This is a genomic window from Oceaniferula marina (assembly GCF_013391475.1).
GTDB lineage: Bacteria > Verrucomicrobiota > Verrucomicrobiia > Verrucomicrobiales > Akkermansiaceae > Oceaniferula > Oceaniferula marina.
Map to the genome: position 1 here is coordinate 758,325 of NZ_JACBAZ010000001.1, position 20,566 is coordinate 778,890.

Genomic DNA, 20,566 nt, shown 5'->3' on the forward strand with positions numbered 1-20,566 from the left:
TTTCTCCTGGGGAAGTTCGTACGGGGTAAAACAAACACCCTGCCAACCGCTCGCGCACGCCGGGTTTCACTCTTTGACTAAGCGGAATGCCCCGGCATTCCGCTTGTTTCATTTCCATTTCTTTCTATACTTCCCAAACGTATGAATATTGCTCTCGACGCCATGGGTGGCGACAATGCGCCCTTTGCTACCATCAAAGGTGCCCGCAACGCCCTCAAACTGTATCCTGAAATTTCCCGTCTATTCCTGGTGGGTGACAGTGCAGCTCTTCAGTCCGAGATGGATAAGTATAAACTGGACGACTCCCGAGCCACCATCATCCACGCCCCTGATGTCGTGGAAATGCATGAGTCCGGTGCCAAAGCCTTGCGCCGCAAAAAAAATTCATCCATCTCCATCGCCACCGACTTGGTAAAATCGGGAGATGCCGCGGCAGTCGTCAGTGCTGGTAATACCGGCGCGGCCGTCGCCGCAGCTACGGTCAAACTGCGCACCCTCAATGGAGTTGAGCGGGCTGGCATCGCCACGGCCATGCCGAACGAATACGGCATCTGCAACCTACTGGATGCCGGTGCCAACCCGGAAGCCAAACCCAGCCACCTCGTCACCTACGCGATCATGGGCGCAGTCTATGCCCGCCAAGTGCTGGGAGTGGAAAAGCCGAACATCGGCCTGATGTCCAATGGCGAAGAGGATGAAAAAGGAACCACGTTCACCAAAGAAACCTTCGCCCTGCTCAACCACATGCACAACACCGGTAGAGCACCCTTCAATTTTGTAGGTAACGTCGAAGGCCACGATCTCTTTGCATCCAAACTGGACGTAGTTCTCACCGACGGATTCACCGGTAACATCGTGCTCAAAAGCTGTGAAGCCACGGCCAAAGCCATGTCCAAGTGGCTCAAACTCGAATTCAAACGCAGCCCGTTCCGAATCATGGGGGCCGCCATCGCCCGAGGAGCCTTTAAAGCGGTCAAAAAACGGAGCAGCTACGAGTATGTCGGAGGATCTCCCTTACTGGGAGTCAAAGGAACCTGCATCATTGCCCACGGATCCTCCTCCCCACTCGCCATCCAGAATGCCATCCGCGTAGCCGTGGAATCCGTCAGCCAGGAAGTCAACCCGCACATCGAGGAAGCCCTTCTTGAAATCAACCGTCCATGATCTATCATGTCAACAAATGCGACCTTGAGGACACCTCTAAGGCTTACTGTCTGCAAAAATAGCATTGTGCACTGATTTCCGCTGTTCATCCGAAAAAACTCGTCTAGAGTCTCGCCAGCATTTAGTCACTTTCTGATTTTTATGAGCGATTACACTTCTGTCATCCCTGTCACCATCGCCGGAACCGGCAGTTATGTGCCCGAACGAGTTCTGACCAACGCCGAGCTCGAACAAATGGTCGAAACCTCGGACGAATGGATCACCTCCCGTACCGGCATCAAGGAGCGACGCATCGCCCGTGATGATGAATTCACCTCCCACCTCGCTACCGAAGCCGCCAAAAAGGCTCTCGAGCAAGCTGACATCGCCGGCGAAGAACTCGACCTGATCATTGTCGCCACCATCACTCCGGACACGCTGACCCCAGCAACGGCAAGTTACGTCCAAGCCAACCTCGGGGCCCTTTCTGCCGTCGCCTTTGACATTTCCGCCGCTTGTTCTGGCTTCCTCTACGCCATGAAAGTTGCCAAGCGCCTGATCTCGGACGGGGCCTACAAAAACGCCCTGATCATCGGAGCCGAAAAACTTTCATCCTTCACCGATTGGGAAGACCGCAACACCTGTGTGCTCTTCGGTGACGGTGCCGGAGCCGCCGTACTGAGACGCTCCAAAGAAGGTGAAGGCCGAATTCTGGCCACAGAAACCGGCACGGACGGCCGCCACACCAAAATCCTTAACATCGCCGGTGGTGGCTCTGCTTGTCCGACAACCACCGACAATGCCGGGCAACGACTCGCCACCTTGTCGATGCAAGGTCAGGAAGTCTTTAAACTGGCGGTCAATGCCATGAAAAAGGCGGCCGAAAAAGTGATCGACCGGGCCGGACTCAGTGCTGACGACGTCGCGCTGGTCATCCCCCATCAGGCAAACCTGCGTATCATCGATGCCATCGCCAAACGCCTGTCGGTGCCTAAAGAAAAAGTTTTTGTCAACTTGGACAAGTATGGCAATACCTCGGCAGCGGCAGTTGCCATTGCATTGGACGAAGCTCACCGTGAAGGACGCTTCAAACGCGGTGAAAACATCGTGCTGGTCGTCTTTGGTGCTGGCCTGACCTGGGCAGCTACTGCCATCGAGTGGTAAGCCCGCTGCAACGATTACCCGCAACCACAAGCCTCTGGCCAACCGATGCGACAGTTTGTTCTCACCATCGGAACCATCGTAACTGCCCTGCTCAGCTGCTGGTATTTTTTTCAAGGAATCTCGGCGATCATGCGAGGTGGTTTGGAAAACTCCCTGCTCTATGTTTTTGTCTACACCCCGGTGCTGATGTCACTCACCATCTGTTTTGACCACGTCAACACCAATCTCCACAGCGAGTATCGCAAACTCCGGCGCTCATTAGCCCGAAAACGAGGCGTCCAGCGCGATCCGCTCCACCCACGCTCACCGGAAGTGGAAGACACCCCGTGGGAGAACGATTCTTCACATACCCACTAAGGAGCCCATACTGCCATCCGGCTCGGAAAAGCGACGCTCGGGCTCGTCCTCAGCAATCAGAGGAACCACATTACGGTGGACCCAAACGCTCTGAACCAGACCGAGCAAAAACATACACATCAAAACGAAGGTTCCCGAATAGCTGACCAAAGGCAAAGGAATCCCCGTAATCGGCGTCAGTAGGATACACATGCCGATATTTTCGAAGATATGTGCAAAAAATAAGGCCACCACAGCAGCAACGATAATTCGCCCCGAACTATCCCGACTGCCAAAAGCGATAAACAGACAGGTAATCAGCAAGGTGGAATAGCCGATCAAAAGGAGCAGACTCCCCCTGAACCCCTGCTCTTCTCCAATCACCCCAAAGATGAAATCGTTATGGGCGGTTTTCCATGGAATATACTTTTTATCGTGCAAGGAACCTTTCTGCTCAGAGGCATTCCAGCCAATCCCCTTCCAACCAGCTTTGCCAATCGCTGTAGACACCCAGTGAGGAGCGTAAGCATCCCCATTGATATCGACATCCCTACCTTCCATCATATCCAGGTACAACTCGATCCGAGCCGCCCCCCGCGGTGAGGCCTGGGGTAAAATGATATAATACGCCAAAGCAATGCATCCAAAACCCACCAGCATCATCATCGCGAGATAACGAATGGGTATTCCACTGACAAACATGATCACCAAGGTGACCGGCACCCAAACCAAGGCTGAGCCCATATCACCCATCGCAACAACAATCAAAAAAGGAATCCCGGCCAAGATGCCAATCACCAGAACCCGGACAAATGGCAACCTGAAAATGACATGCACACGGGGGAGGTCCTGCAAAACCGAACCCATCAAAACAATCCCCGCCGCAATCCCTAGCTGGGTAGGCTGAAACATTTGCCCCGCCAAACTCACCTGGTGGACATCATTGCCTTTGAGCATCGCCCAAACCATCATCGCCAAGCCTACGAGATACATCGGAATACCCAGCCAACGGATCCATTTGTAATCGACCAGAGCCGTGGTGAAAAACACAACACAACCGACCAATGCCCAGATTTTTTGCCGACCGGCGAAGTATTCACCCCCATTGTTTAAGTGCCGAGCCGCACTTTCAATGGCATAGACACCAAAGATCAACAAGGCAGCCATGGTCAGGACCAGCAGCCAGTTCATCCCCAGGATTTTTTTCATCAACGGTGTCATTGCCTCAATCTACGCCTCACTTGTGCTCAATCTTATCGCCCTCTTTTCGCTAATCGGTTGCAGAGGGACCTACCTTACCCGCATCGCTCAAACGACCTACCCCCTCTCGGAAAAACATCAACCGTAAAAATGAAAATGCCCTTCCTCCGGAAGTCGAAGGAAAGGGCATTCAAATGTTTATAATCCGCTGGAGCGATTACTCTTCGTCCTTTTTTGTCTCAGCTGCAGCTTTGGGAGCGTCAGCATTCAATTCAACCAATAAAGCAGCGGTGATGTCAGTCGCATCCTTGGTGTAAAGCAGGAAGGGCACCTGATTGGCACTCAATCCAGACTTATCCAGAACAAAATCAAAATCCTCTTTTTTGGAGTGGTCCACGATCCGCTTGCGAATCTCTTCCAGAATCCCTTGCATGCTGGCTTGCTTCTTAAGTTCCAAAGCACGGGTCCGGCGGCTCAGGAATTCGCGACGCTCACGGTCCATGGCCTTGGCTTCATCCAACTTCAATTGAAATTCACGGGATTTTTTCTGCTTCACGTTAGCACCCAACGCAGGGTCTTCGATTTTCTTCTTAATCGCCTGCAGTTGCTCTTCAATCGTGCGAATACCGGCCAAACGCTCGTTATTTTCCTTCTGGATACGGGCAAATTCCTCACTGAACTTCTGTTGTTCTTCCGTCGTCCGGTGGTACTCTTTAAAGAGGTTCTGCATATCCACAGTAGCAATCTTGAGTTTCTCTGCCGCTGCCGAACCAATGCCGAGTGCTGCCATAGCACAGATCATAAAGGAAAATTTAAGGTATTTTTTCATATGGAATTATCGTGATGGTTTGAGGTGGTTTATCGCTGGAGCGATCTTGGCGACTCACAACGCTGCCGACAAGCTGCACAAAATAGCTTGCCACGTCAACATCTATAAAGGAAAGATTCCCACGTCCAAACAGCCAATCTTCAGACCACCCCATCACTGTGCCATGCTCTGTATCCACACCCCAGACAAACTAGCAGCTAGCCTAGATCTCCAGCCTACTCCGCGCATTCTGGTCCCCACCATGGGGGCCTTGCACGACGGCCATCTCACCTTGGTCAAGAGAGCTCGGGAACTGGCTGGACCGACAGGATCCGTCATCCTCACGCTCTTCGTCAATCCCACCCAGTTCAATAACCCGAAGGACCTCGACAAATACCCTCGATCCCTCGAGCGAGACCTCGAACTCTGCAAACAACATGGTGTGGACCTCGTGTTTGCCCCGGAAAGTGGAGCCATGTATTATCAAGACCATTCCGTGAACATCTCAGAGTCATCCCTCACTCAGCGACTCTGTGGAGCCACCCGGCCAGGCCACTTCGATGGCGTCTGCACCGTGGTCATGAAACTCTTCAACCTTTGCCGGGCGGACGCCGCCGTCTTCGGCAAAAAAGACTACCAGCAACTCGCTGTCATCCGACGCATGGTGCGAGACCTGAACATCCCGATCACCATCGAAGGCGTCGATACCGTCAGGGAACCAGACGGCCTGGCGATGTCGTCCAGAAACACCCGTCTGACCACGGACCAACGGTCAGATGCCCCACGCATACGCAAAGCCCTGCTTGCCGCCCGTGATGCCTTTCTCCATGGATCATCCCAAGTCCAAGCATTACTGGAGCTGACCCGCGCCGAAATTGAGGCCTCTCCGGAAAACAAGCGGATTGATTACCTCGAGCTACTTGATGCCGAATCCCTGCAACCGATCGAAGAGGTCACACGCCCTGCGGTTATGGCCACAGCCGTCTTCTATGGTGACGTCCGCCTGATCGACAACATCGAGATGCTCCCGTAGCGAAAAGAACCTGTTCAAAGCTCAAAAAAAAGCCCAACCTGTTTGAGATGACACAGGCTGAGGCTTTCTGCTGCACGAGAGGTGGATCATACAAGGAATTCGTGCCAAGCACGGAGAGCGCTTGAAGGATCCCCCACCCGTTGGGTCACCCCAAGGCCTAAGCTTGTCACGATCATTGGATTTCAGTGTAGGCCCGTCCTGCAGACCCACCAGAGCTTTGACATTTCACTCTCCCATGCACGATTCCCATTTCTACCTGCACCATCACCCCAAACAAGAAGTTCTGGCAGATCTTCTTTTATCCAAACTAGAAGCCGAGAGCTCGGGCGACCCGTTTCACCAGTCTACGGTCATGGTCCGAAATCAGGGGATGGGCACGTGGCTGCAGCGCCGGATTGCGCACCAACACGCGGTCTGCATGCAGATCAACTTCCCTCAACCAAACCGCTTTCTCCAAGAGGTCCTAGAAGCACCAAGCATTGACCCCGAACATTTGAAGTGGCAAATCTATCAGCAGTTACCAAACCTCTGCGAGCGAGCATCATTCCGTGCCATTCAACAATACTTGGCCCCCAGTGACAGCACGCAATCTGCCACATTAAAACGATACCAGTTAGCGGGTGTGCTTGCCGGGCTCTTTGACCGCTATCTCTTATACCGCCCCGACTGGATTGCCCAATGGCAACAACCCCAAACAAACAAAGACTCCTCAGCGGATGAACAATGGCAACGCGAGCTCTGGCAAGCCATCTCCCCCGACACGGAAACCCACTGGTCCCAGGTCTTACTCAGCGATGCTCCTCTACCTGCTCCAAGCCAAACCATCACCAGCCTGCACGTCTTTGGCATCACTAACTTTGCTCCAGCCTATACCCGCTTCCTCAATAAACTGAGCACCCATATTCCGGTTCACATCTACTGGATGAACCCAGTGGAAAAAGATGGTGGATACTGGGAAGACTCCGCCACACGTAAAGACTGGCTGCTTGCCAAAGCCTTCGATGACCCTGAAATCCTACAGCAGAACAACCCACTCCTATCCTGCTTCGGGCGACTAGGACGCGAATTCATCCACACGCTCTACGGTGGAACCACAGAGGAAATCCACATCCAGGAAGAAGAACACGGACTACCACAGGCCAGCGCCAGCACCCCGACCACCCGACTCAGCCAGCTCCAAACCAGCCTCTATCAAAACAACGCTGAACCCAACAACCACAAACCTGATAGCGATGACTCCAGCATCTCGATCCACGCCTGCCACAGCCCATTGCGTGAACTCGAAACTTTGAAAACCTATCTCTTCACCCTGGCTGAAGACACCCCTCTCAACCCCGGCGATGTGCTCGTCATGTGCCCGGACATCAGCACCTACGCGCCTGCTATCGAGGCTATCTTTGGCAAACACCACAATCAAGACCTCCCGTATATTCCCTTCTCCATTGGGGACCACGGTCAACCCGACAACGAACCATCGATCACATCGCTGCTTTCCCTGTTCTCACTGCACCGCTCACGGTTCACCAATCAAGAAGCACTCAAACTGCTTTCCACTCCCAGCATCCTCGAATATTTCGAGCTCAACGAAGAGGATATCCCCACGATCAAAGACTGGATCCAACAAAATGGGATCCGATGGGGGTTCAACAGCCAGCATGTCCAACAATCAACACCAGGTTGTCCAGAATCCAGCTGGACATGGCAACATGGTATCGACCGGATGTTACTCGGCTACGCCATGCCGAACCACCCCAAGGCAAACACCCCCACACTCTGGAACCACATCTCTCCATTCCACCACATCGAAGGGACCAACACCCGAATCCTCGACGCACTTTGCAACTTCCTCGACTGGTGCCGTAAAATCCGACAAGCACTTCATAGCGACCGATCACTCGCCGATTGGGTGGAACTCACCCGCGAGTGGCTAGACACAGGAACCAGCAAGTCCGATACCCACCAGCGAACCCTGCGCCCATTCGACACCGCACTCGACACCATCCAGCAGCAGGCAAAGGCCATGAGCGAAAGCGTTCCCGCCGAGGTCATGCTCGAACACCTCACCCAGACGCTGCACAATGCTCCCGCCTACGGTGGCTTCCTCAATGGCTCTGTCACCTTCTGCGAAATGAAGCCGATGCGAGCCATCCCCGCACGCATCATTTGCCTTCTGGGAATGAACCATGATGCCTTCCCTCGCCCGGACAGCGAGACCGCATTTGACCTTACCCGCTTGAAACGCCGCATGGGCGATCGCTCATCCCGCGACGACGACACCTACGCCTTTCTTGAGGCCCTGCTCTCAGCCAGAGAACACCTCTTCATCTCCTACCTCGGAACCTCCATCAAAGACGGCAAACCACGTCCACCCTCGACAGCACTGCAAACCCTGCTCGATCAACTTCCAGGAATAAAACCCACTACCGAAAAGCTTCATAATTTCGATCCGGAGTATTTCCAACCCCATTCCCCCACACTCAAGCCAAGCTCTCATGACAGCGAACTCCTCGACTGCGCCCGGCTCCTGCTTGCCCACGATGAGCCAACATCCACCATCTGCCAAATCAACATCAACAACTTAACACCTCCGGAAAACACCACGCTGGATCATTTTATCAGCACCATCACTCACCCCACCAGACAATTTCTCCGCCACTCCCTGCAAGCCCAGAGCCTTTATCTCGACCAGCCTCTCGAACCGGATGAACCCATCAGCACAGACGGACTCACGAACTATCATATCAAACAGACGATTCTGGCAAACAAACGGCTCAGCGACGAAGACATCGAGACCTGGAAGCAGACCGGCCTGCTCCCCCCCGGATCGCTCAGCAGCCGGGCAGAATTTGAAACCATCGCCGAAATTGCCAATAAGCTCCCGGCCACCCAATTACTGGCCACCCAGATCAGCATCCCGACAAACCAGCACTCACTCAATATCACCGGCAATATTGCCCTCAGCACCGATGCCGAAGACCCAAGCGTCATCACCACAGATCCATCCGAGGGCAAAGCTAAAGCGATCCTCAACACCTGGCTACTCCAACTGGCCGCCAGCATCCAACTCCAACAACCGGTCCGAGCCGAGCTCCACGGAATCAAAGACGGCCACCCGGCAGTCAAATACTTCTCCCCACCAAAAAACGCGCAGACCATCCTGCAAGAACTCGCTGAGATCTATCAAGAAGCACTACGAACCCCCATTCCACATTTCCCAAAATCTGCCCACGCTTACATCACAGAAAAACAAAACGCCAAAGACGACGACACCCACTACGAAATCAAACGTAAAAACAAAGCCCTTACCCAATGGCTCGGCAGTCAATACAGCAGCGCCGAATCCGAGGAGGAAGCCAACCGGTATTTTTTCGAAGCCGATGACTTATTCTCCGATACCGAGCTCACCGCAGAATTTCTCGCAACTGCCCATCTGATATGGGACCCCATTCATGAGCATCTCAGCGAAACTCCGCCAGCAAACGCGTAACCCCATTTCCCATGTCCGTTAAAGATTTCAAAGTCTGCTCCACCCCCATTGAGCCCAACCTCACCCTGATCGAGGCTAGTGCCGGCACTGGCAAAACCTACTCGTTAGTCCGCATCATTGCTCGTGAAATTGTCGAGTTAGATATCCCGATCGAGCAAATCCTAACTGTCACCTTCACCCGTGCCGCTACCGCCGAGATCAAGGAACGCCTGCACGCTCTGCTCTGCGAGATTTCCACTCATCTAAAACAAGAAGATTTAGAAAAAGAAACGTGCAACGATCTCGTCTGGCACTGGCGCCATAATCAACCTGAGGTCTACGCCACGGCTCCAACCCGCGTTGCTATCGCACTGGCCAACTTCGATCGTGCGGCCGTTTTCACCATCGACGGCTTTTTTCAACGCTTGCTCAAAGAATCAGCCTTCGAAGCCAATGCTCTGTTCAGCACAGAACTCGTCACCGATGAATCCTCATTCACAGAAAATGCATTGCGCGACTACTGGCGCCAACACGTTTACTCGTTGACGCCCACCCAACTCAGAATGTTCCAAAGCTTTGTCAAATTCGACGACGCAAAAAAATTTCTTACCAACGCACTACGCTACCCCAACGCCACCTTCGACGCGGCCTACCACACATCCCCCAACGCCATCAGCCAAGCTTATCTCGATGCTTGGAAGCATTGTGCCCCGCTTCTACTCCAACACGCAGAAGAACTTCAACAATTTGTCATCGACTTACCAGGAGGCCTCAAAAAAAGCGGACATCCCTACAGCAGTGGAGGTCCGCAAAAACTGGCAACGACCATCGAACAAATCCACCAGGCACCAGACGAAGTCCCCTCATCCGTTCAACTTTTCACCAGACTCACCAGCAGCTATTTCAGCAATCCTTCTGCGTATAAAAAAGGAGGCAAGCCCGACGACATCAAAAACCACCCACTCGCCCCACTTTTCCAAGCTTTTGATGCCCTCGTCTCAGCCCAGCCACAAGGGCTGCAATCGGCCTACTACGGTGAGATCCTTCGTTTCTGCCGCCAACGCATTCAGGAACTCAAGCAGGACCAAAACGTGCAAGGCTATGGTGACGTCACCGCGACCTTGGCCCGGATGCTTCGGGAAAACACACCAGCAAGTCAGGCAGTCCAGCGGAACACCCGCAACCGCTACCAAGCTTGCCTGATCGATGAGTTCCAAGACACCTCACCGGATCAGTGCCAGGTTTTTCTCAGCCTGTTCCATGATCCAGAACGCTACTTCCACATCGTCGGAGACCCGAAACAATCCATTTATCGCTTCCGGGGAGCCGATGTCTTTTCCTATATCAAAGTAACAGAAAGAAACCCCCGAACCTATCAACTGCGAACCAACTACCGCTCAAGCCCAGTGATGGTGCAAGCAGTCAACTCATTCTTCTCGCTCTCTACCGACCCGTTTCTAACCAACGGAAAAATTCACTTCACCCCATCATTATGGAAAGACGATGAGAAAGCTCTCGAACCAAAGGAAGCCGCACTGCACATCCATCACATTCCTGAGGAACTCAGCGGCAACAAGGACAACATCAAGAAAACCACAACCAAACACATCTGCACTGAAATCCACCGGCTACTCGGTCAGCCGTGGTCGTCGTACACGAGCAAAAAAGATGGCAGCATTCAACCGTCGGATATCGCCATCCTCGTGCGTGACGGCTACGAAGGCAATAGCATCTATAGCGAACTCTGCCGTCAGAACATCCCCGCCACCTTGAACACCCGCAGCTCGTTGATGGAAAGCGAGGAAGCCCAGCAAATGCTCATCATCCTCAGAGCCATCCTCGAACCGCGTCGTCCGAAACTTTTGCGAACGGCTCTGCTCTCCCCGCCGCTCGGTTCTGGCAGATTGTTCGACCAAGAGAACGAAGAGGCATTCAACCACCTCTGCCATCAAGCAGCAGAGCTCCACTCCCTCTGGGACATCCATGGTCTGATGCCCATGATGCTTGAATGTATCAGGCAATTCGACATCCGAGCCACCCTGCTCAAGCTCCCCCAAGGCCAACGCCGCATCACCAATTTCCTCCATCTCATCGAACTGCTCGATGAAAAAGCCAGCCAACAAAAACTCAATCCGGCCGGCGCCGTCCATTGGTTTGAAATGGCACTCCAAAACCAAACCGATGACATCCTCGACAATGAAACCCTCGAGCTTAGGATTTCCACGGACGACGATGCCGTCCAGCTGCTCACTCAACACGCATGCAAAGGTCTTGAGTTCCCCATCGTCTTCGCCCTCTGTCCATGCGCCTCAGAACAAAGCAAAAAAAAGATCTCCCTCGCTTACCACGACGCGGACAATTTCGACCTTCACTTCGCTCCTGCTGAGGACAATATGCAAAGCGCCGAAACCTTGCAAACCCGCTCACAGGAAGATCATGCCGACGCAGCCCGGCTCGCCTACGTTGCCCTGACCCGCTCCGTCTCACTCTGCCATTTCTACCTCCCGCCACCCAAAACCACAAAAACCAAAGGCTGCGAGCCCGATAAACATTCAATCTATCGCATGCTCGACATGGAGAGCCCCGAAGCACTCTCCAGCCAATGCAATCTCCCCGGAACCTGTATCGAATCGAGTATCATCGACACCTCCGTGCTCAACAACTTCAAACGCTACTCCGCACCCAGCCATACCAAGCCTGCAACGCTCACCAGCCGCAACGCGGACAAAATCAACATCACCCGTCAGGAACGCACGACCTCGTTCACCGGCATCACCCGCAACGCTCCGGAAACCATCCACGATATCGATGAGAATACCGGCACACCATACACCGATGAAACACCAACAAACCAAAACCGTTTTTGGGATCAACTGCAAGGCGGGGCCTCTCTCGGGCTCGTCTTCCACGAAGTGCTCGAGGTCACAAACTTCCAAGCCCCAAGCAACCTAACAAATACCATCGCAACTAAACTCGACCAATATCGACCGTGGCGCATTCAACCCGATGACGGGTCAGCACTCAGTCAGGAAATAGCTGACACCGTCGAACAATGGCTCGACCACCCCTTTGACGATTCTGACGCCCCATTCACACTCAATCAACTGGCGGACAAACAACGCATCAACGAATGCGAATTCCTTATCACGGGGTCGCAATTTTCGTTACAAAGCCTGGCCAAGGTTCTCGACATTTCCCCGCCAGCCAACATGCCAAGCAACTACACCGAGCAGCTCTGCAAGATCGAGCAATCCCAACTCGATGGATACCTAACGGGCTTTATCGATCTCGTCTTTGAGCACCAAGGTCGATACCATATTCTCGACTGGAAAACCAACCAACTCTCGGACGACTCCCCTCTCGGCCTATGTGCAGCGATGGCGGAACACCACTACTACCTCCAATACCACCTCTACACTCTCGCTCTGGATCGATTCCTCGCACATCGCCTGACCGATTACGATCCAGCCATCCACCTTGGTCATGTTTATTATGTTTTCTTACGTGCCATAAAATCGGGGACTCCTGCAAGCGGAGTGTTCTCGGATCGTATCACGATGCCACGTCTTGAGGCTCTGCGTCAAACCTTCGCCCCGGCCCCAACATCCCCAACATCTCAACACCAAGATTGATCCCTCCATCAATCCTGCTCCAGCATTCCACCTTCACACCCATGATTTCCCATCATTTTTCCAGATTTATCAATCGTCACCATCAACCACAACACCCTGATTTCACCACGCTCGTCAGACGCCTTTGTGATGCAGTTGATGCTGGATCATCCTGTCTGGACCTCAGCAGCCAAAGCGAACATCCCGCTGAAACATGGCGTGAGATACTGGCCTGCGATCGTGATGGCAGCGCCGTAGCTTCACCCGGTGGATCGGCTCCTTTGATTCTGACAGAGGACAACCGACTCTACTTGCAGCGTTATTACCAGCACGAACAGCACATCGTCCGGGCTGTCAATCAACGAATCAGGACCACCACCGGCGACCTTGCCCCATCTATCCTGCAGCGCATCGAAGACCTCTTTGAAACCACCGAAGGCAACGACCAAGCCCATGCAGCGCTTCGGGCACTCAAACATTCATTTACCATCATCTCAGGAGGGCCCGGGACAGGGAAAACAACCACGGTTCTCAAAATCCTTCTATTGCTGAAAGAGAGCCTGATTTTTACGCACCCATCCGAATGCCTCTTACTTGCTCCTACCGGCAAAGCAGCTGATCGCTTACGTCAATCGATCCTCACAGGAATGAAAGCCCTCAAGATCAACGACCCTGAATTCCCAACAGAAACATCCACCATCCACCGGGCACTTGGCTACCTTCAAGGCAGCATCGAATTCAAACACGATGCACAAAACCCTCTGCAAGCCAAAGTCGTCATCGTCGATGAAACATCGATGACCGACCTCACTCTGATGTCCCGCTTGATGGAGGCTCTACCTGCTGAAACCCGCGTCATCCTACTCGGCGATAAAAACCAACTTGCCTCCGTTCAGGTTGGCACCGTCTTGGGGGACCTCATGGAAGTGGCTGAATCTCCCGGCCACTCACTATCTGAATGCGCGGTCACCCTCAACCGCAGCTACCGGACACAAGGTCCGATCAGTGCGGCATGCTCGGCCATCCGTGATGGTAACGCCGATAACGCCTGGCAAGAGATCATGCATTCAGAAACCGATGTTGCTGGAGCTCTCATCCACCACACGCTTCCCGACCATCCGGCAGCGGCCCTGACTCCTTTTGTCCAACAGCATTGGCTCCCGGTTCTTAAAAACAATACGATGACCGATGAAGAAAAACTTCAGGCCATTGATCGATTCCGGATCCTCTGTCCCACGCACAACGGCCGCTACGGCATCAAAGCCATCAACACAGCGGTCGACCACATTCTCAGCAGACATGGTATCGATACGTCATCCACTTGGTACCCAGGACGCTCGGTCATCGTCCAAACAAACGATTACGCTCTGAATATCTTCAATGGAGATACCGGCTTGGTCGGTCAATCTGATGACAGCACCTACGTCAGCTTTCCCTCGAACGAGGAGCCCCGGAACATCTCTCCCGCACTTCTTCCGGAAGTCCATACTGCATGGGCACTTACTATCCACCGCACTCAGGGCAGTGAATATGATCACATTCTACTCATCATTCCCCCATGCTCGGAATCGCCCATCCTCAGCCGCGAACTCCTCTACACGGGATTGAGCCGGGCCAAACAATCGGCCACTCTCTGGTGCACGGAACAAAGCTTTAGCGACACCGTGAACAGCACCGTGCAGCGGGCATCAGGACTTCCGCAAATGCTACGCGGAAAAGCGCAAAACCATGTTACCAATCCACATTGAACCCACGGGTATCAATATGAACAAAACTGCTGTAGCGGCCAACACCACCTTCAAATTTACGCTTTTTGCGCAAGTAACGGGCCACACTGGCAACACGCCAGGCTGATGCTCCATGGAACTGAATATCGACGGCTACATTCTGCATATGGTATGAGCGGGACTTACCTCGGACAGCTCGATTGTAGCGAGGGCTGCGATAAGCAGACAAAACCGATTTCACCGGCACTCCCATCTCATGGGACAAGCGGTCAATCACCTTCAAGGTTGGACCAATTTTTTTCCAAGAACTCTTCGGAGGCAGGGTATTGGCCACTCTGCCACGGGTTTTAAAGTGTGGCGCCAGAACCATGCGCGGTGTGATGTTTCTCAGCCTGAGGCCTTTGATATAGTTGGCATAGCGGTTGACATCCAACCCCTTCGCTTGGACCCAGGATTGGGGAATCCCCTGAACCGACGAAGTACTATAACCAAAATTGAATAAACCGGCCTCGGATTCGTCCAAGGAGCATAACAAGCCAAGAGCAGCAACTCCAGCCACTCCCATAAAACGCCTCCGTCCATAAGCGTCCAAAATCACGCCCTCCTCATGACTCCTGTCCTGACTCGCGTCAGAGAGGTCATCCTCTTGTCCAATTATTAGCTTATTTAAGTTACCCATATCCCCCTGATTTGTATCTTAGGTTGTAACTATATCAGAATCAGCGACTCGCCAACAACCAAAAACTTAATTTTTTTTAATTATCTCGGTTTTTGAGATAATTTATAATTTTTCACACCTTTTGGTCTCGCATTACACATGCCGGAACCAAACACACACAATGGAATCGCCCCCAACAGTCTTCTGAATTGAATTTCAAAAAATCGAAAAAGAGAACTTCTCTACCGAAAAAAAACGTAGCCCCCACCCCGGAAACCACTCGTGCCGCAGCTCGAAACGGATCACATCTCACGCTCGAGAATCATCAACTCGAGAAACAGACGGTTGCGCTCTTCAAGGTTCGGAGCCAGATCCTGCTGGGCGTGCAAAATGTGTCGCCGAACGCCACTCAACAAATCCAAATATTCGACATAAAACCGCCGGATCCCTTCGCTGTAACGAGATTCCAAGGCCTGGGAAAATTCAACCCGGCCGTGCTCTAGGCGCTGTGCCAGCAAATGCTTGACCTTACGCCCCGAGAAGACGCCTTGAATCACAAAGCCGAGCATCGCCACCCCGCCAAGAGCCAAGAATCCATAGGGAAGATAATACCGCTCCCCCAGTGATAGTGCTCCTGTGGCCCCGGCAAGCATCACACTCGAAAAACTTAGATACAACCAGTTTTTGAGGTGCTCCCTGCGTCTTTGAATAATCGGATGCAGATCTTTACGAATACGTAAATCCTGAATCGCCTTGCGACTGGCATCCGCCATACTTTGCTCAAAGCTTTCGCCAATCGAGAAAAACCCATCCGCCTCATCGTCGAAATCGTCCAAAGCAATACCCAGTCGATTTTTCACACGCGGGCGAACCGTTGACCAATGCCGGTGACACTCCTCAATCACACGCTCACCATCTTCGTTCGCCTGTTGTTGAGCTGCTGACTGCACCGTGCGGATCATCCAGCCCTCGATTACTTTCGAGGTATTTTCAGCGAACAATAAACTCTTCATACTGGACCAAAAGCCGAGCTTGCGGCGAAGGTATTGCTGAAACTCATTGTTTTTACTGGCCAACACCCTGCGCATATCAGCGAAGTCGCCCACAAACTCCTTGGCATGCCCCATCCGCTCCCGATCAGCTTCCCATTCCAGGTCTCTCAAAAAATGCTCATTCCCCTGTAGCTGCTCTGTCCTCTCTTCCACCGAGACTTCAATCCTGCGCAAGACCTCGGCCAAAGCCTGCCGAATCTCCACCAAAGACTGCTTCCTGGCTGGTGAATCCATCACCGCTTGCTGCAACCAGGAGAAAAAGGCATCAAAACCACTCTTTGCCCACATAGCCTCATCACGGCGCCCATCTTTCCGCGCTTGCCACGCTTGCCGGGCTGAGACCGGAAGAATCGGAGGGATGGTGGCTAGCCGCTGCCCGGCAAGATCCCTCACATGCCCGAGAATGATCTCTAGTTCATTCTCATCACACTCATCCTTGCGTTGCAGTAACAACACCGACTTCTGCAACACCGCATCCGGTTGCGATGAAAGCAAATCCCAAAACGCCCCCCCCCAAGGGTTGCCAATGGGCAGAACCCAAAACACATGATCACAGGACGGTAGAAAACGCTGCACCACTTCCTGACATGGCTCATATCCAGGCCCCAGGCCAGGCGTGTCCATCACATTAAACCTGCTCAAATACTCCTCCGGCAGATAACATTCTTCCAGCGCATCAGTCACGCGATTCGTCCTCGGCCGGTCAGCATAGCGGAACCAACGAACCTTAGAGCCTCTCTGGGAATCCAAGGGGCACAAAGAGCGGCCAAACAGAGCATTCACCAAGGTGGATTTACCCGCCCCGGCTTCGCCACAAACAAGCCATAAAAAAGGGCTATCAAGCCCAACGGCCACATCCCCTTCGCTCAGAGGCCGGTGATCGGTTCCAGTTTTTTCAGCCAATTCAATCACACGACCGGCCAAGTCCTCCAGACCTGACCGCGCTGAAAAATACGCTTCCCCAAACATCCCGCTAAGCAGCAAATCAGCCTACACTCTTCTCTCGGAGCCAAGTCTTACCTGACAGCAGCTGCTGGCACCGTCGATGCGGGGGGATTCAGTGCCAACAATTGCGAAACCGTCACAAATTTAAAACCCTTGCGCAGTAAGCCATCCAAGGTGCTCGGCATCGCATCCACCGTTGATTTGTGCAGATCATGCGCGAGAACAATGGAACCATTGCCAGTCCCACTCAGGATACGGGAGCGCACGACCGAAATTCCAGGACGCTTCCAATCCTCAGGATCCACGTCCCACAAAACCGTCGGATACCCATACTCTCGGTAAATCCAAGCCCGCTGACTTGAGCGCAACGCCCCGTAAGGAGGACGCATCGTTCGAGGTTGCACACCACAGGCGGAAACAATCGCATCCCGTGTGCGGTCCAACTCACTTCGGACAGAAGCATCACTCAGCTTCGTCAAATTCGGGTGCGACCAAGTATGATTACCAATTTCGTGTCCTTCGGCCACAATCCGCCGGGCAATGTGTGGATACTGGTTCACACTGCGGCCAATCACATAAAACGTCGCCTTAATGTTCCGCTCACGCAGCATATCCAACAACCTTGGCGTATTCCGAGGATGAGGCCCGTCATCAAAAGTCATGGCAATATAGGGCTGAGACGTCCGAACTCGGGAATAACTGATCCCTGTAGCTCCTGATATATCACTGGACAGAGACATATCCGGATTGCGCATCGCCGGTCCATGCACTGACGGCGTCCTGTAGCCTTTGTTAGGTGAGGTCTTCACCTCTGCCTTGTCCTTGGCTGAACACGCAACCAGCATGGTCATAGCCGCCATGGCGATAATAAAATAGGGATGTTTTTTCATGATATTGAGTCTGAGGGAGTTTGAGTCGAAACCATCGGAAAGGCGGCATGCCATCTCATCCAGGACCCGAGGCGCTGCAGTAAACACCAAAACGATCAATCTGTGAAGCTGGTAATCCTTAATTTTTCTTAATTATTTCTCACCGCCGGAACCCAAGAGTAACACGGCAGGTGAAAAAAATCAATTTTCTGGCATTTTTCTTCATTTAACTATTGCAAATCATCACGCACCACCATAAAGACTGCCCCCGTCAGCGGAAACCTCCACTGACACCCGTCAAGAGCCCTATAGTGTAATTGGTAACACACCGGATTTTGATTCCGCATTTCCAGGTTCGAGTCCTGGTAGGGCTACTTCCCCTCCCCCTCTCTTACATTCAGATCTTGGCCAACTCTGGCCATCAACCACGCTTCCCACCGCCGATCAGGCGGTTTTTTTGTGCCTTTTTTATCCCCACCATTCACCCACAGGAAAAGCCAGGATCATCCTGGCTCCCCATAGGATCAATAGGACTTAGAATCAGGCAGCATCCACGTCATCACGCAGATTCTTGATAATGAACTCCTGCCGCTTGGGTGTGTTTTTCCCCATGTAAAAGGCCAGCATCTCCTTGATGCCCTTGCCCTCTTCCATACGCACAGGATCAAGTCGCATGTCCGGACCAATCATAAACTTGAATTCGTCCGGTGATATTTCACCAAGCCCCTTGAATCGGGTAATTTCGGCAGATTTCCCCAGCGCATCCAGCGCAGCCAAACGCTCATCTTCATCGTAACAGTAACGCGTTTCCTTTTTGTTCCGCACCCGGAACAGAGGCGTCTGTAAAATGTAAAGATGCCCGTCCCTGACCAATTCCGGGAAAAACTGTAAAAAGAAGGTCAGTAATAACAGGCGGATATGCATGCCGTCAACATCGGCATCCGTCGCAATCACCACCCTGTTGTAACGCAAAGTTTCAAGCCCCTCCTCGATATCGAGCGCATGCTGGAGCAAATTAAATTCCTCGTTTTCGTAAACCACGTTCCTTTTCATCGCAAAGGAATTCAGAGGTTTACCACGCAGTGAAAATACAGCCTGGGTTTCCACATCCCGACTCTTCGTAATGGAACCGCTCGCACTATCGCCCTCGGTAATAAACACTGTGGATTCAGCGGCCCTCTTGTGCTTGCTGGAAAAATGCGCCCGACAGTCTCGTAGCTTTTTGTTGTGCACCTTCGCCTTGCGGGCTCGTTCCCTTGCAATCTTCTTCACCCCGGAAAGCTCTTTCCGCTCGCGCTCGGCGGCCAGGATCCGCTTCTGCAATGCTTCGGCTTCGGCCGGATTTTTATGCAGATGATTATCCAAATGTTCCTTGAGGAAATTCAGGATGAAGGTTCGCACCGTTTCCCCTTCCGGCGTCATCGTCAGACTACCCAACTTGGTTTTGGTCTGACTCTCAAACACAGGCTCCTCGACCCGCACCAACACCGCAGCCTCCAAGCCATTCCGAATATCGGACGGATGATACTGCTTTTTGTAAAAACCGCGGATGACCTGCACAATCGCTTCACGGAATGCCGCCAAGTGGGTCCCCCCCTGGGTCGTGTGCTGGCCGTTGACAAAACTATAATATTCTTCTCCCCCGTCTGCCGTATGTGTAAAGGCAATTTCGATATCCTTGCCACTCAGATGGATCGGTCCGTAAAGCGCCTCACCATCCATTTCCTCCTTGAGTAAGTCGAGCAAGCCATCCTTCGACTTGAACTTACGGCCGTTGAAAACAATCGACAGCCCCGGGTTCAGGTAGGAGTAGTAGCGGCACATTTTTTCCACGTAGCCGGTATGAAAGCGGGTTTTGGCAGGGAAAATCGAACGATCGACATCGAAGGCCAAGCGGGTTCCGTTCTCCCCCGCATCCTTCTTGGGCCGCTTCATCTCCTCGACCACCTCTCCTTTGCTAAACTCAATCGCCTTGGTCTGGCCGTCACGCCAGGCCTGAATTTCAAAAAAATCCGACAAGGCGTTCACCGCCTTGATCCCCACCCCGTTCAAGCCCACCGATTTCTTGAAGGCCTCACTGTCATACTTCGCTCCGGTATTAATCTTCGCAGCACAATCCATCAACTTCCCCAGGGGAATACCACGACCAAAATCCCTGACTTCAACCCGACTCTCTTCGTCGATGTCCACTCGAAGCTCCCTACCATAGCCCATCACATACTCGTCAATCGAGTTGTCCATCGCCTCCTTCAACAAAATATAAATCCCGTCGTCCGAGCTCGTCCCATTGCCAAGTTTACCAATATACATGCCCGGACGCATCCGGATATGCTCTTTCCAATCGAGACTCTTGATATCTGCTTCGGTGTATTCTGCGGCCATAATGACTAGATATAGATCAGGGGTGTTTATAATTTCAAAGGGAGCCAGACCAGCAAACCTCCAAAGAATTCGAGAAAAACCAGTCAGCCCACCGCGGATCAGCCCAAAACCGACCGCGGATCATTAAGATGTCTTAAATTTTGCCCGATGGCAACAGTGATTTTACAGAGTT

The 20,566-nt window shown here is 52.7% G+C and carries 13 protein-coding genes and 1 tRNA gene; 8 read left to right on the forward strand and 6 right to left on the reverse strand.

Annotation, left to right across the window (positions count from 1 at the left end; genetic code table 11):
- Positions 1 to 141: 141 nt before the first annotated feature.
- From plsX to HW115_RS03040, 3 genes are all read left to right on the forward strand, one after another.
- Entirely contained in the window at positions 142 to 1,164 is a 1,023-nt protein-coding gene (plsX, locus tag HW115_RS03030; protein ID WP_178931089.1) for a phosphate acyltransferase PlsX, read from the forward strand.
- 141 nt (positions 1,165 to 1,305) lie between these two features.
- Positions 1,306 to 2,307, forward strand: coding sequence for a beta-ketoacyl-ACP synthase III (locus HW115_RS03035; RefSeq protein WP_227021237.1), 1,002 nt, complete (start codon positions 1,306 to 1,308; stop codon positions 2,305 to 2,307).
- A 45-nt stretch (positions 2,308 to 2,352) separates the two neighbouring features.
- Complete coding sequence (locus HW115_RS03040) at positions 2,353 to 2,664, forward strand: hypothetical protein (RefSeq protein WP_178931090.1); 312 nt, start codon at positions 2,353 to 2,355, stop codon at positions 2,662 to 2,664.
- Here HW115_RS03040 and HW115_RS03045 read toward each other — a convergent pair.
- A complete protein-coding gene (locus HW115_RS03045; RefSeq protein ID WP_227021238.1) occupies positions 2,650 to 3,852 on the reverse strand; it encodes an FtsW/RodA/SpoVE family cell cycle protein in 1,203 nt (400 codons plus the stop codon). The two genes, HW115_RS03040 and HW115_RS03045, sit on opposite strands and share 15 nt — an antisense overlap.
- A 208-nt stretch (positions 3,853 to 4,060) precedes the next feature.
- Positions 4,061 to 4,672 (reverse strand): OmpH/Skp family outer membrane protein, encoded by a 612-nt coding sequence (locus HW115_RS03050; RefSeq protein WP_178931092.1) that lies wholly within the window; start codon positions 4,670 to 4,672, stop codon positions 4,061 to 4,063.
- A gap of 163 nt (positions 4,673 to 4,835) precedes the next feature.
- Here HW115_RS03050 and panC point away from each other — a divergent pair, with 163 nt between their 5' ends.
- The 4 genes from panC (at position 4,836) to recD (ending at position 14,509) form a co-directional block, all read left to right on the forward strand.
- Complete coding sequence (gene panC / locus HW115_RS03055; protein ID WP_178931093.1) at positions 4,836 to 5,684, forward strand: pantoate--beta-alanine ligase; 849 nt, start codon at positions 4,836 to 4,838, stop codon at positions 5,682 to 5,684.
- A gap of 235 nt (positions 5,685 to 5,919) precedes the next feature.
- On the forward strand, positions 5,920 to 9,171 hold the full coding sequence (gene recC / locus HW115_RS03060) for an exodeoxyribonuclease V subunit gamma (protein WP_178931094.1): 3,252 nt from the start codon (positions 5,920 to 5,922) through the stop codon (positions 9,169 to 9,171).
- 11 nt (positions 9,172 to 9,182) lie between these two features.
- On the forward strand, positions 9,183 to 12,782 hold the full coding sequence (locus tag HW115_RS03065) for a UvrD-helicase domain-containing protein (RefSeq protein WP_178931095.1): 3,600 nt from the start codon (positions 9,183 to 9,185) through the stop codon (positions 12,780 to 12,782).
- Entirely contained in the window at positions 12,779 to 14,509 is a 1,731-nt protein-coding gene (gene recD / locus HW115_RS03070) for an exodeoxyribonuclease V subunit alpha (RefSeq protein WP_227021239.1), read from the forward strand. Before HW115_RS03065 ends, recD begins: the two co-directional genes overlap by 4 nt.
- Here the strand turns inward: recD and HW115_RS03075 are convergent.
- The 3 genes from HW115_RS03075 to HW115_RS03085 all read right to left on the reverse strand — a co-directional run bounded on the left by HW115_RS03075 (position 14,493) and on the right by HW115_RS03085 (position 18,033).
- A complete protein-coding gene (locus HW115_RS03075) occupies positions 14,493 to 15,167 on the reverse strand; it encodes a YcbK family protein (RefSeq protein WP_178931097.1) in 675 nt (224 codons plus the stop codon). The genes recD and HW115_RS03075 overlap by 17 nt on opposite strands.
- 281 nt (positions 15,168 to 15,448) lie before the next feature.
- Positions 15,449 to 17,167: a GTPase gene (locus tag HW115_RS03080; RefSeq protein WP_178931098.1), complete on the reverse strand. Its 1,719-nt coding sequence runs from the start codon at positions 17,165 to 17,167 to the stop codon at positions 15,449 to 15,451.
- A gap of 47 nt (positions 17,168 to 17,214) precedes the next feature.
- Positions 17,215 to 18,033 carry a polysaccharide deacetylase family protein gene (locus tag HW115_RS03085; protein ID WP_178931099.1) on the reverse strand — a complete coding sequence of 273 codons (819 nt, stop codon included), beginning with the start codon at positions 18,031 to 18,033 and terminating at the stop codon, positions 17,215 to 17,217.
- Between the two features lie 281 nt (positions 18,034 to 18,314).
- Here HW115_RS03085 and HW115_RS03090 point away from each other — a divergent pair.
- Positions 18,315 to 18,386, forward strand: a tRNA-Gln gene (locus tag HW115_RS03090).
- 166 nt (positions 18,387 to 18,552) lie between these two features.
- Here HW115_RS03090 and HW115_RS03095 read toward each other — a convergent pair.
- On the reverse strand, positions 18,553 to 20,394 hold the full coding sequence (locus tag HW115_RS03095) for a DNA topoisomerase IV subunit B (RefSeq protein ID WP_178931100.1): 1,842 nt from the start codon (positions 20,392 to 20,394) through the stop codon (positions 18,553 to 18,555).
- Between the last annotated feature and the right edge of the window lie 172 nt (positions 20,395 to 20,566).

Excerpts from the sequence above, each read along its gene's own strand:
- plsX (WP_178931089.1), top strand. The coding sequence starts at position 142 with ATGAATATTGCTCTCGACGCCATGGGTGGCGACAATGCGCCCTTTGCT.
- HW115_RS03035 (WP_227021237.1), top strand. The coding sequence starts at position 1,306 with ATGAGCGATTACACTTCTGTCATCCCTGTCACCATCGCCGGAACCGGC.
- HW115_RS03040 (WP_178931090.1), top strand. The coding sequence starts at position 2,353 with ATGCGACAGTTTGTTCTCACCATCGGAACCATCGTAACTGCCCTGCTC.
- HW115_RS03045 (WP_227021238.1), bottom strand. The coding sequence starts at position 3,852 with ATGAAAAAAATCCTGGGGATGAACTGGCTGCTGGTCCTGACCATGGCT.
- HW115_RS03050 (WP_178931092.1), bottom strand. The coding sequence starts at position 4,672 with ATGAAAAAATACCTTAAATTTTCCTTTATGATCTGTGCTATGGCAGCA.
- panC (WP_178931093.1), top strand. The coding sequence starts at position 4,836 with ATGCTCTGTATCCACACCCCAGACAAACTAGCAGCTAGCCTAGATCTC.
- recC (WP_178931094.1), top strand. The coding sequence starts at position 5,920 with ATGCACGATTCCCATTTCTACCTGCACCATCACCCCAAACAAGAAGTT.
- HW115_RS03065 (WP_178931095.1), top strand. The coding sequence starts at position 9,183 with ATGTCCGTTAAAGATTTCAAAGTCTGCTCCACCCCCATTGAGCCCAAC.
- HW115_RS03075 (WP_178931097.1), bottom strand. The coding sequence starts at position 15,167 with ATGGGTAACTTAAATAAGCTAATAATTGGACAAGAGGATGACCTCTCT.
- HW115_RS03080 (WP_178931098.1), bottom strand. The coding sequence starts at position 17,167 with ATGTTTGGGGAAGCGTATTTTTCAGCGCGGTCAGGTCTGGAGGACTTG.
- HW115_RS03085 (WP_178931099.1), bottom strand. The coding sequence starts at position 18,033 with ATGAAAAAACATCCCTATTTTATTATCGCCATGGCGGCTATGACCATG.
- HW115_RS03095 (WP_178931100.1), bottom strand. The coding sequence starts at position 20,394 with ATGGCCGCAGAATACACCGAAGCAGATATCAAGAGTCTCGATTGGAAA.